Genomic DNA, 12,156 nt, shown 5'->3' on the forward strand with positions numbered 1-12,156 from the left:
GTAAATTATCGGCAACGAAATCTCAACATAAAGCACCAGATTGGGGCGACAGCGGCGGGAAAAAGAATCCCGCACGGAGAGGCGGGAAATGTTCGCTATTATCATTATGGATGATAAGAATAAGATTTGAGGTGCGACGAAAAAGAGCACGCTAACTCTTTTTTGTTACCTTCCCACGCTAGCGTAAGGCTTATTTTTCTTCAAGAAAAATCTGAGACAAGCATCGGCATTTTCGAGGCATTTTGCGTTAAAACAAGAGAGTGGCGCGAATGCCGTAAAACCGCACTGTCATCTCGGAGTTTTCCTTATACTTTGTCTGGAAAAGGCCAGCTATAGTCAACAGAGTCACCCACGCAGGAATACACAACATGAACAAACGTCGTACGACTCTCACGGTGTTGGCGCTGATTGCATCGCTGGGGTTGTCATCCGCCCCGGCCTTGGCCGACAAAGGCGGCAATGGTAACGGCAACGGGAACGGCCATGGCAACAGCGGCAATCACGGTAACCATGGCAACAACGGTAACAACGGCAATCACGGCAACAAAGGCAATAAAGATAAAGGCGGCTATAGGAACGACGATAATCTGGTATCAGTCAGCCTCTCGCGCGACCGCGCCCGTTCGCTGGCGCACAACTATGGCCTGACCGGCTACAGCTCGCTGCCACCGGGCATCGCCAAAAATCTGGCGCGCGGTAAACCGCTGCCGCCGGGCATCGCCAAAAAAGTGGTGCCTTACTCGATGCTGCGTGAGTTGCCGCAGTACCCGGGTTATGAGTGGCGTATCGCCGGCGACGATCTGGTGCTGGTCGCACTCAGCACCGCGATTGTGGCCTCCGTGATCAATGGCGTTTTCGACTAACGTTTGTCGAGCGTTATCGGGCCTCGCTGCGGCGGGGCCTTTTTATTTGCCAGCGCGGGGCGGACGTGGTGAACTTTGGGCCTTACGTTTTCACTGCATCATAAGGGAGGCGCCATGTTCAGGGCGTTATTGATAGCCTGCTGTTTGACCAGTTTTCCCGCGTTGGCAGACGGCGCCGCCGCCATCGGCGAGCTGGTGAACCAACGGCTGTCGTTGATGAAAGACGTGGCCGGTTACAAGGCGCAGCAGCATTTGCCGATCGAAGATCTGGCGCAGGAGGCGAAGGTGTTGGCCAGCGCGCAGGCGGAGGCGGGGCGTTTGGGGCTGGAGCCGGCGTCGGTGCGGCCTTTTATCGCCGCGCAGATGGACGCCGCCAAGGCGATTCAGTACCGCTATCGCGCCGACTGGTTGGCGAGCCCGGAAAGCGATTGGCAGCCACGCCCGTTGGCGCAGGTGCGCCCGCAGATCGCGCAACTGAGCAGCCAGATATTGCAACGGTTGGCGGAGCGGCTGCGTGCCGGCCCGCTCGGCGAGGCGGATCGGGCGGCGTTTATGGCGTCGGTGGATCAGGTGAATCTCAGCGACGCCGACAAACGGCGGCTGGCGGATGCGCTGCTGGCGGTCAAAACCGGCAGCGCACGCTGAACGTCAGTCGCGGCCGACGGTGCTGCGGCGGAAGGTCAGCATCCGGCTGCGGTTGGCGATGAGATCCACGTTGTAACCGCGGAAATAGAGGCAAAAGCGTTTTAACCACGGGCCGTCCTGGCACTCCACCAGCATGCGGCCCTGGCCGAGCGGGCTGAGCGTGCCGGTCTGCGCCGCCGGGCCGACGCCGATATGCACCCGATTGCCGCGAATTTCAAAGGCGGTGCGATAGTGCGGGTGGTACCACAGCCCCTGCACATGCTTCAGGCAGTCGCCGTTGGCCGTGACCGGCAGGAAACGGCGCGCCACATGCCCGACTTCGCCCTCGATCGCTTCACCGGTCCATTTCAATTTGATCGGCATATGGGCGGACAGCGACACCGCGTACCCATCCTCGCCCTGATACAGTGGTTCATCGCTGCCCAGATAGGCCAGGTTGCCGTCTTTGACCTCCAGCCAGTGCGGCTCCGCCAGGGTGGCGTAGAGGCCGTCGGGGATCGCGGCGCTGCGCTGCGGCAGCGGTTCGCCCAGCAGCGCGGCCATCACCTGCAGGGCCATACCGAAACTGTCGCAATCTTCTCGGTTGGCCACCAGCGCGACGCCGGCCTGACGGTCGGGCGCCAGCAGGAAATAGGTTTTGTAACCGGCGTGGGAACCGCCGTGGCCGAGCAAGCGGCGGCGGCCCAGCGGGGTTTGCGCCAGACCCAGGCCATAGGCGCTGAGCTGGCCCTGATTAAGGCGGCGCGGTGCGCCGAGTTGCGCCAGCACGCCCTGGCCGGGGCCTTCGTCCGCCAACAGCGTCTGCAGCCAGCGGGTGAGGGCGTTGAGGCTGCCGGTCAGGCTGCCGGAGGCGGAAAGGTGCAGGCCGGCGCTGGCGTGTTGCCAGCCCTGCGGCGCACGCCAGTAACCCGGCACCAACCCCGGCACCACGTCGAACCAGCTTTCCGGCGCCCGCATCTGCACCTGCAGCGGCCGGGCGATGTGCTGTTGCACCAGTTGGTCGAAATCATACCCTTTGCTGCGCAGCGCGGCTTCCAGCAGCCGATAGCCGGTATTGCTGTAGGCGATCTCGCTGCCGGCTTCGTAGTTCAATTTCTCCAGCCCCTCGACAAACTGCATCACCGGCTGCGCCTCGCTGACGGCGTGCAGCGAGATGCCCAGCAGGCCGAGCGTCTCGCGCACGTCGGGCAGGCCGCCGGTCATGTCCAGCGCCTGGCCGACGGTAACGTCCGCCAACGCGGGCTGCAGGGCGGGGAGCAGTTCACCCAGGCGTTGCTCCAGCCGAATGGCGCGCTCGGTGGCGTTCAGCGCCAGCGCGGCGAAGATATGCTTGGTCACTGAGGCATAACGCACCACGCTGTCGGCGGTGAAGGGGGTGTTCTGCGCCAGATCGGCCAGGCCGGCGCAGGCGGTGGCGCGGCGTTGTTGGGCGTCAAACAGGGTGATGGCGCCGCCGGGTTCGCCATGCCGTTGCCAGCCGGCCAGCAGTTGTTCGGCCAAGGCGCCGGCAGCGCGCCAGTTTAACGGTGTTACAGACATAGGGCCTCCAGAGAGTATTCGAAACGGGCCAGCTCGGCCACACGCCGCCCGGCGCTGAGCGCGGGCTTTTGGGCTGATTGTGGCGCAGTGCGTTTTTCGTCGGCCGCCGTTTTGTGCGCTGTTTGGACCAGTTAGCGGGGAATCACGCGAAACTTTGATATAGCGCGCAGATTGCTGCTGGCGTTGCGGTTAGAGGCAGGAGAAAAACAGGCGCCCGGCGGCGCCTATAAAGGGGGTTCAATTCAGTCTGGCGGCACCGTCCAACAGGCTTTCAATCATCTGCTTGAGCAGGCGCTGCAGCGAGGCGGCGCGCTGGGGCTCGAACGCGAAAGGATACTGTTCGGACATGTAGTTGACCTGCGCCAGTTCGAGCTGGATCGCATGCTGTTGCTGCTGCGGTTGACCATAGGCGCGGGTGATATAACCGCCCTTGAAGCGGCCATTCAGCACGTGGGTGTACTGCTGTTGCTGCTCGCAGCAGGCGACCAGCCGATCGCTCAGCGCCTGGGCGCAGCTTTCACCGCCGTTGGTGCCGAGATTGAGATCCGGCAGCTGGCCGTCGAACAGCCGCGGGATCACCGAGGCGATCGAGTGCGCGTCGAACAGCAGCGCATAGCCGTGGCGCGCTTTGAGGCGCGCCAGTTCGTTCTGCAACTGCTGATGATAAGGTTGCCAAATTTGCTGCAGGTAGACGGCGCGTTCTTCGTCCGTCGGCGCTTTGCCCGGCAGGAAGCTTGGGCGGCCGTCGAACAGCACGTCGGGATACAGACCGGTGGTGGCGGTGGTGTACAGCGGCTTGTCGTCCGCCGGGCGGTTCAAATCGATGACGAAGCGCGAATAGTTGCCGACCAGTACGCTGGCGCCCATCGCCCGGGCGAAGTCGTACAGCTGCGGAATGTGCCAGTCGGTATCGGGCAGCGGACGTGCATCGTCGGTCAGCCCGGCCTCGACCGCCGGCGTCAGTTGTGTGCCGGCGTGTGGGATGCTGATCAGCAGCGGCAGGCTGCCGGTCTGGAAGCTAAAAGGATCGCGAATGGTCATTGACGTACTTCTCCTCGGAAAATCACCGTACAGGGCAGCTGGCCGCCCAACCAATAAGCCAGTTCCGCCGGCCGCGACAGCGGCCAGTGAACGAAGTCCGCCACCTTGCCGGTTTCCAGCGTGCCGTGGCTGTGCTGCAGCCCCAGCGCTTTGGCGGCGTGAGTGGTGACGCCCGCGAGCGCTTCTTCCGGCGTCAGGCGGAACAGCGTGCAGGCCATGTTGATCATCAGGCGCAGCGACAGTGCCGGCGACGTGCCGGGGTTGGCGTCGCTGGCGATCGCCATCGCCACGTGGTGTTTGCGGAACAGCGCTACCGGCGGGCATTGGGTTTCACGCAGCAGGTAGTAAGCGCCCGGCAGCAGCACCGCCACGGTGCCGGCGTCGCCCATGGCGCGGGCGTCTTGCTCGGTAGCGTATTCGAGATGGTCGGCGGAGAGCGCGTGATGGCGCGCCGCCAGCGTGCTGCCGCCGAGGGCGGAGAGCTGTTCGGCGTGCAGTTTGACCGGCAGACCGGCGGCTTCGGCGGCGGCGAAGACGCGCTCCACCTGCGCCGGTGAGAACGCCAGATGCTCGCAGAAGGCGTCGACCGCATCCGCCAGACCGGCGGCCGCCGCCTGCGGGATGATGGTGTCACAGACCAGATTGATGTAGTCGTCGGCGCGGTTGGCGTATTCCGGCGGCAGCGCATGGGCCGCCAGACAGGTGGTTTTCACCTCGACCGGCAGCAGCTCGCCCAACTTGCGCGCCACCCGCAGCATTTTCAGTTCGCTCTCCGGGCTGAGGCCATAGCCGGATTTGATCTCCACGCAGGTGATGCCTTCCGCCAGCAGCGGCCGCAGGCGGAACAGCGCCTGCTCCAGCAGCAACGCTTCGTCGGCCTCGCGGGTGGCTTTCACGGTGGAGATGATGCCGCCGCCCTGCGCGGCGATGTCGGCGTAGCTTACGCCGTTCAGCCGCTGTTCGAACTCGCCGCTGCGGTTGCCGCCGAACACCAGGTGCGTGTGGCAGTCAACAAAGCCGGGGGTGATGATGCCGCCGTCGAATTTCACCGTTTCGTCCGCGATAAGATCGGGCGGCAGCGCCGCATGTTCGCCAATCCAGACAATCTTGCCGTCGCGTACGGCGATCGCGCCGTCGGTCAGGGTGTGATATTTACCGTCGCGCATGGTGACGATATCGGCGCCGTGCCACAGGCTGTCACAGTGGATCTCAGACGTCATTGCTTTCCTCCGCCGGAGCCGCAGCTCCCACATGGTTGTATATACAATTAAAAACAACCTAACGCATTCACCGGGATGTCACAAGAGGCGGGCGAGATTTTGTTATCAGGATGTGATCGACAGCGGAGATGCGGGCGCAGGGCGCGCCCGCCGGGGTTCAGACTTCGCTGGTGAAGCGGCCGAACAGCTGATAGCGGCTGCCGGGGTACAGCAACCGCGCCGAGGTGACCACGGTTTTGCCGGACCAGGTGCGGCGATGGATCAGCAGGCCGGGTTCGTGGTCCTCCAGCTGCAGCAGCTCGCGCTCGCGCCGGGTGGGGATCACCGCTTCGACGATGTGTTCGCCGGCGGTCAGCGGCGCGGCCTGCGTCAGGTAGGTGTAAGGGGTGACGCGGTCGAAATCCTGCTTCAGGTAATCCGGCGCCACCAGCGGGTTGACGCAGCGGTCTTCCACCTGCACCGGCACGTCGTTTTCGTAATGCACGATCTGGGAGTAGAACAGCCGTTGGCCGGGCTGAATGCCCAGCGCCGTCGCTTCTTCCTCGCTGGCCGGGCGGGCCTTCAGCTCGAGGATTTTACTGCCGTGGCGATGACCGCGCGCGGCGATCTCATCGGCGATGTTGTGCACTTCCAGCAGTGCGGTATGCGCCTTGGCTTCGGCGACGAAGGTGCCGACGCCCTGCATGCGGATCAAAAAACCTTCGCTGGTCAGCTCGCGCAGCGCGCGGTTGATGGTCATGCGGCTGACGCCCAGTTCCGCCACCAGTTCACTTTCGGAGGGCACGCGCTGGTGCGGTTGCCAATGCCCCGCACGGATTTGATTCACGATCGCCTGTTTGACCCGTTGGTAGATCGGGGCGGGGGCATCGCTCATTGCAGCCGCCAGTTGTAACACGGTCTGTTGTTCAGCCACGACGTTAACCTCGTCAAATAAAAAAATAATAACACCAGTTTACTGTTGATGTCGGCGTATGTATATGTATATACAACTAGTGGCCGTCGCGCCAGAAACTTGCCGGCGGCCGCCAAAAATTCCTGAATGCGCGCCATCGCCGCGCCTCATTCACCGTTACATCAACCGTGGAATACTGCCATGCCTGCTTATTTTGCCCCACGCGCTTTGCTCCCTGAGGGCTGGGCGCATAACGTCCGGCTGGACGTCGATGCGCAAGGTTACCTGACTCAAGTTACCGCCGACGCTGAACCGCAAGGCTGCACCCGGCTGCACGGCGACGCGGTGCCGGGCATGCCTAACCTGCACTCCCACGCTTTCCAGCGCGCGATGGCGGGGCTGGCGGAAGTGGCGGGCAACCCGCAGGACAGTTTCTGGACCTGGCGCGATCTGATGTACCGCCTGGTGCAGCGTCTGACGCCGGAGCAGGTGGAGGTGGTCGCCCGTCAACTGTATATCGAAATGCTCAAGGGCGGATACACCCAGGTGGCCGAATTCCACTACCTGCATCACGACGCCGACGGCAAGCCCTACGCCGATCGCGGTGAGATGACCGGCCGGCTCAGCGAGGCGGCACATCAGGCCGGCATCGGCATGACGATGCTGCCGGTGCTGTACAGCTACGCCGGTTTCGGCGCGCAGCCGGCCCAGCCGGGGCAGAAACGTTTTATCCAGGACACTGAAAGCTATCTGCACCAGCAGCAGGTGATTGCCCGCCAGCTGGCGGATCGTCCGTTGCAGAATCAGGGGCTGTGCTTCCACTCGCTGCGTGCGGTGGAGCTAGGGCAGATGCAGCAGATTTTGGCCGCGTCGGATCGCACCTTGCCGGTGCATATTCATATCGCCGAGCAGCAAAAAGAGGTGAACGATTGCCTGGCGTGGAGCGGGCAGCGCCCGGTGGCCTGGCTGTATGACCATCTGCCGGTGGATCAGCGCTGGTGTCTGGTGCACGCCACCCATCTGAATCGCGACGAGCTGGAAGCGCTGGCGCGCAGCCGCGCGGTGGCCGGCCTGTGTCTGACCACCGAAGCCAACCTCGGCGACGGTATTTTCCCCGGCGACGCGTACCTGCAGCAGCAGGGGCGCTGGGGCATCGGTTCCGACAGCCACGTTTCGCTCGACGTGGTGGAAGAGCTGCGCTGGTTTGAATACGGCCAGCGGCTGCGCGATCAGCGTCGCAATCGCCTGACGACGCCGGAACAGTCGGCGGTGGGGGATGTGCTGTACTCGCAGGCGCTGCAGGGCGGCGCGCAGGCGTGCGGCGCGCCGATCGGTCGGCTGCAGAGCGGCTATCGCGCCGACTGGCTGGTGCTGGACGGCGACGATCCGTATCTGGCGGCGGCGCCGGACGCCTCGATCCTTAACCGCTGGCTGTTCGCCGGCGGCAAAGAGCAAATTCGCGACGTATTCGTCGGCGGCCGGCAGGTGATCGAGCAGGGACGGCACGCGCTGCAGCAGCAGAGCAGCGCCGAGTTCCTGCAGGTGCTGAAAACCTTTCAGCAGGAGGCGTAATGAGCCTGACCCGTTTTAACTTCGCCGCGCTGCCGGTCAGCCCGTGGCGCAACGGCGGTGGGGAAACCCGCGAAATCGTCAGCTGGCCGCCGGGCGCGCAGGATTTTGACTGGCGCGCCAGCATCGCCACCATCGCGCAGGACGGGCCGTTTTCCGCCTTTGCTGGCATCGATCGTTCGATCACCCTGCTGGAAGGCGACGGCGTGCGGCTGTTCAGCGCTGGGCATATCGACCATCAGTTGGCGCGCGTCGGGGAGCCGTTCGCGTTTTCCGGCGACGTGGCGCTGGAAGCGACGCTGCTGGGCGGCGCCAGTCAGGATTTCAACATCATGACGCGCCGCGGCCGGCAGGCGGCCGAGGTGCGGCGCAGCACGGCGCCCGTCACCCTGCTACCCAACCGGGCAGGCGTGCTGTATGTGCTGAGCGGGGTCTGGTCGCTGCCGGGGGGCGGCGAACTGAGCGCGCGCGAGGGCGTCTGGTGGGCGGCGCAGGCGGTGAGCGGCGAGGTGAAGCCGCTGACGGCCGACGGCGCTATTCTGTGGGCGGACATCACAGCCTGCTAACGCGGAGTAGAGTCCTGCGCCTGGTTATGGGATTATTCACTTTTCCTCATTAATCATAAAGAAGGGCGCATGGCTTCGCTGAAAGACGTCGCAAAACTTGCCGGAGTCTCGTTGATGACGGTGTCCCGCGCCATCAATGAGCCCGGCAAGCTGCGGCCGGAAACCTATCGGCGCGTCAAACAGGCTATCGACCAGTTGGACTATGTGCCGGATCTGTCGGCGCGGCGTATTCGTGGTGACGGAAATCGCGTACAGACGCTCGGCGTGCTGGCGCTGGACACCGCCACGACGCCGTTCTCGGTGGACATGATCCTGTCGATTGAAAAAACCGCTCGCGAGCACGGCTGGAACAGCTTCGTCGTCAATCTGTTTGCCGACGACAACGCCGAACAGACCGTCGATCTGCTGCTGGCGCATCGCCCGGACGGCGTGATCTTCACCACCATGGGGCTGCGTCAGGTGGATGTGCCGGCCAAACTGTTGGACAAAAGGCTGGTGCTGGCCAACTGCGTCAGCCCGGCGCATGCGATCACCAGCTACATTCCTGATGACGAGCAAGGGCAGTATGACGCGATGCGCACGCTGATCGCCAAAGGCTATCGTACGCCGCTGTGCATACATTTACCGGCGGATACGCTGGCGGCGGGGCTGCGCCGCCGCGGTCTGGAGCGCGCCTGGCGCGAAGCTGGGCGCGATGTTGAACAGCTGCGGCAGTATCATCTCGATCTGAGCGGCGGCGATCAAGGCTATCGCGGCTGCGTCGCGCTGCTGGCGCGGCATTTCTCTGCCGGCCGGCGCGATTGCGATGTCGTGGTATGCGGGAACGATCGGATAGCCTTTCTGGTGTATCAGGTATTGCTGGCGCAAGGATGGCGGATACCGCAACAGGTGGCGGTGCTGGGCTACGACAACATGGTTGGCATCGGCGAGCTGTTCCTGCCGGCGTTGACGACGGTGCAATTGCCGCACTACGAGCTGGGCCGCCTTGCGGCGCTGCATGTGATCGAGCAGCGGGAACAGCGTGATACGGTGAAAGTGCCTTGCCCGCTGTTGGAGCGTGGTTCGCTGTAACCGCACCGGGTGCGTCGCTGCGCGCCCGGTGCTCATTTCCACTACCCCCAGATGCTAGCCAGCCGCCATCCTGTGATGGGCTCGAACTCAGCCCGTCCGCCCTCGGCAAACAGGCTGAGGCGGCGATCCCCCTCCGTCGGATAAATGCGGCTGGTCAGGCAGGCCAATCCCTGATTAACGAAAATCTCCAGCGATGAACGGTCGATAAAGATCCGCAGAGACAGGATGTCACCCTCCGGCAGCGGCACGCTGCGGCAGGTGCTCAGGGCGGGGTTTTCATGAAAACGTTCCAGTACCAGTCGGTGCGCCTGATTATCGACGAACAGCCGTGCCGCACTCCCGATGGCCAGCCCGTAACGCTCGGCGTCGTTGTCGGCCGGTCTCAATGTCAGAGTGAGTTCCTGCACATCGTTCGCCAGCGGCAAATGCTGATTGGTCAGCGTCTGCGCCAAAAACGAGTGCGACGCTCGGCGCAGCGCCGCCAGTTCACGCGCCGGGTTCATGCGAACGCTGCCGTCGGCGGCCAGCGTCAGCTCACGCGGCAGGGTGAGGGCGCCGGCCCAACGGTGCGCTTTGCTGGGCATCGGTGATTCCCACATATCCATCCAGGCAAACAGCAGCCGACGGCCGTCGGCGGCGGTGAAGGTCTGCGGCGCATAGAAATCGTGGCCGGCATCCAGCTCGCAGAAGGGTTGGGTCACCCTGAAGTCGCTGTCAGGTCGCCAGTGGCCGAGCAGATAGCCGCTCTGGAAGCGATTGCGGTAGCGGTAGCCCTGCGCCGCCAGGCCCTGCGGCGAGAACAGCAGCAGGTGTTGTTCCCCCAGCGGGAAGAAATCCGGGCATTCCCACATATACCCTTGATGCGCCGTTTGCGCGCCGGCCAGCACCCGATCGAAGCGCCAGGCGCGCAGGTCTGCAGAACGGTACAGGCGTACCTGGCCCAGGCCGTTTTCTTTAGCGCCGACCACCAGCCACCATTCGCCGTTCTCGCGCCAGACTTTCGGATCGCGGAAATGCTGAATGCCGTCCGGTGGGGCCAGCACCGGCCCGTGCTTGACGAAGCGTATGCCGTCTTCGCTGGTGGCCAGACATTGCACTTCCCGCACCTGGCTGTCGTCGCCGGGCTCGCCCAGCCACACGTGGCCGGTGTAAATCAGCGTCAGCACGCCGTTGTCATCCACGGCGCAGCCGGAAAAGCAACCGTCTTGGTCATAGGGCGCATCGGGTGCCAGGGCGATGGGCTGGTGCTGCCAGCGGATCAGATCGCGGCTGGTCGCGTGCCCCCAGTGCATGGGCCCCCAGTGTTCGTTATAGGGGTGATGCTGGAAGAACGCATGATAGACGCCGTCAATACAGATCAGGCCGTTGGGATCGTTGATCCAGCCGGCGGGCGGCGCGAGATGGAACTGCGGGTAGTAATCATCTCGGCGCTCTGCGCGCAGGGCCTCGACCGCATGGTCGGCTTGAGCTAAGGCAGTGTTCATTGGACAGACTCACTTGATTTAATGGCGGATGGAAAGGGCGCTGCCGTGGCGGAACGTTCGCCGCGCAGCAGGAAACAGGAAACAAGCGTCGTGGCGGCGACCGCACAGCCCATCAGCAGATAGGTGTCGGCAAAGCCGATGCGGTCATAACCGTAGCCCGCCAGCGGCGACAGGAAGCTGGCCATCACCTGGGTGATGAACTGAAAGCCCACCAGGTACAGCGTGGAGGAGAGGCGGCTGTCGAAGCGGCTGGCGATGTATTTGAAGATAGCGATCAGCAGGATCGGCAACTCTACGGCGTGCAGCAGTTTCATGGCGGAGATCATCAAGGCGCCGCTGACCAAGCCGGAGCCGAACATGCGCAGCGCCATCACGCTGCCCGCCAGCAACAGCCCCTGCTTGGCGCCGATGCGGTTCACCAGCAGCGGAGCCAGAAACATACCGCCGGCTTCGAGGAAGACCTGCAGCGAGTTGAGAAAACCGTACATCTCGTTGCCCTGTTCGCGTGACGCGAACTGTGAGGCGAAGTAGACCGAAAATTGTTGATCGAAAACGTTGTATACGCTGATGCCGAGCACAAACACCACCAACGCCCAGAAGCCCGGCATGCGCAGCAGCGCCAGCGCGTCCTGCAGCCGCAGGTTCTCCGGTTTGCCGAACGCCAGGCCGGCCATGGCGTTCGGCTTCAGCTCGCGCACCTGGCTGAGCAGCAACAGAAACACCACGGCGGCGGCGGAGGCCAGCCAGAAATTGATGTTCGGATCGATATTGAAGATAAAACCGGCCAGAAAGGTGGCGCTGGCCCAGCCGAGCGAGCCCCACATGCGGGCGCGGCCGAATTCGAAACCGCTGATGCGGCTGACGCGCTCGGTATAAGATTCCAGCGCGCCGATGCCGGCGAAGAAAGTGGCACCGATGAACAGCCCGCCGACCAACGCACCCAGCGGCAGGCTGCTCGCCAGCAGCGGGGCGTAAACGTAGATAAAGAACGGGCCGGTCAGCAGCAGCATCACGCCGAGAAACTGCAGCAGGTGCTTGCGCAGCCCAAGTTTGTCCTGAATAAAGCCGTACAGCGGCTGTGCGCACAGCGCCACCAGCGAGATAGCGGAGAAGATCAGGCCGGTCTCGGCGCCTTTCAGGCCGATCTTCTGATTCAGCCAGAGTGAGATCAGTGAAAAGCTGGAAGACCAGGTGAAGAAAAAGAAGAACAGCAGGCCGCTGAGCAGCACGTAATATTTTTTCGTTTCGCGGTTCATGGATAAGGTC

Annotated in this window: 11 protein-coding genes; 5 read left to right on the plus strand and 6 right to left on the minus strand. The window is 63.4% G+C overall.

Features of this window, described 5'->3' with window-relative positions; genetic code table 11:
* The first annotated feature begins 368 nt into the window (after window positions 1-368).
* Window positions 369-863, plus strand: coding sequence for an anti-virulence regulator CigR family protein (locus WFM45_RS06030; protein ID WP_103085645.1), 495 nt, complete (start codon window positions 369-371; stop codon window positions 861-863).
* A gap of 114 nt (window positions 864-977) precedes the next feature.
* Entirely contained in the window at window positions 978-1,508 is a 531-nt protein-coding gene (locus WFM45_RS06035) for a chorismate mutase (protein WP_336954904.1), read from the plus strand.
* Window positions 1,509-1,511: 3 nt separating this feature from the next.
* Here the strand turns inward: WFM45_RS06035 and WFM45_RS06040 are convergent, their stop codons facing one another.
* The 4 genes from WFM45_RS06040 to hutC all read right to left on the minus strand — a co-directional run bounded on the left by WFM45_RS06040 (window position 1,512) and on the right by hutC (window position 6,221).
* Window positions 1,512-3,047, minus strand: coding sequence for a serine hydrolase domain-containing protein (locus WFM45_RS06040; protein WP_103085643.1), 1,536 nt, complete (start codon window positions 3,045-3,047; stop codon window positions 1,512-1,514).
* Window positions 3,048-3,284: 237 nt separating this feature from the next.
* The gene (hutG, locus tag WFM45_RS06045) at window positions 3,285-4,088 is read right to left on the minus strand and encodes an N-formylglutamate deformylase (RefSeq protein ID WP_033633258.1); all 804 of its coding nucleotides are present in this window, start codon (window positions 4,086-4,088) and stop codon (window positions 3,285-3,287) included.
* Window positions 4,085-5,308, minus strand: a complete 1,224-nt coding sequence (hutI, locus tag WFM45_RS06050; RefSeq protein ID WP_336954905.1) for an imidazolonepropionase — start codon at window positions 5,306-5,308, stop codon at window positions 4,085-4,087. Before hutI ends, hutG begins: the two co-directional genes overlap by 4 nt.
* Before the next feature lie 157 nt (window positions 5,309-5,465).
* Window positions 5,466-6,221, minus strand: coding sequence for a histidine utilization repressor (gene hutC / locus WFM45_RS06055; RefSeq protein WP_033633256.1), 756 nt, complete (start codon window positions 6,219-6,221; stop codon window positions 5,466-5,468).
* Between the two features lie 180 nt (window positions 6,222-6,401).
* Between hutC and WFM45_RS06060 the strand changes: the two genes are divergently transcribed.
* From WFM45_RS06060 to WFM45_RS06070, 3 genes are all read left to right on the plus strand, one after another.
* Complete coding sequence (locus tag WFM45_RS06060; RefSeq protein WP_103085641.1) at window positions 6,402-7,772, plus strand: formimidoylglutamate deiminase; 1,371 nt, start codon at window positions 6,402-6,404, stop codon at window positions 7,770-7,772.
* Window positions 7,772-8,335: a HutD/Ves family protein gene (locus WFM45_RS06065; RefSeq protein WP_048323086.1), complete on the plus strand. Its 564-nt coding sequence runs from the start codon at window positions 7,772-7,774 to the stop codon at window positions 8,333-8,335. Before WFM45_RS06060 ends, WFM45_RS06065 begins: the two co-directional genes overlap by 1 nt.
* A 69-nt stretch (window positions 8,336-8,404) precedes the next feature.
* Entirely contained in the window at window positions 8,405-9,406 is a 1,002-nt protein-coding gene (locus WFM45_RS06070) for a LacI family DNA-binding transcriptional regulator (protein ID WP_336954906.1), read from the plus strand.
* A gap of 41 nt (window positions 9,407-9,447) precedes the next feature.
* Here WFM45_RS06070 and WFM45_RS06075 read toward each other — a convergent pair whose 3' ends face one another.
* Window positions 9,448-10,890 carry a glycoside hydrolase family 32 protein gene (locus WFM45_RS06075; RefSeq protein ID WP_336954907.1) on the minus strand — a complete coding sequence of 481 codons (1,443 nt, stop codon included), beginning with the start codon at window positions 10,888-10,890 and terminating at the stop codon, window positions 9,448-9,450.
* The gene (locus WFM45_RS06080) at window positions 10,887-12,146 is read right to left on the minus strand and encodes an MFS transporter (RefSeq protein WP_048323090.1); all 1,260 of its coding nucleotides are present in this window, start codon (window positions 12,144-12,146) and stop codon (window positions 10,887-10,889) included. Before WFM45_RS06080 ends, WFM45_RS06075 begins: the two co-directional genes overlap by 4 nt.
* Between the last annotated feature and the right edge of the window lie 10 nt (window positions 12,147-12,156).

The sequence above is a fragment of the Serratia sp. KG1D genome (assembly GCF_037150675.1).
GTDB lineage: Bacteria > Pseudomonadota > Gammaproteobacteria > Enterobacterales > Enterobacteriaceae > Serratia > Serratia nematodiphila.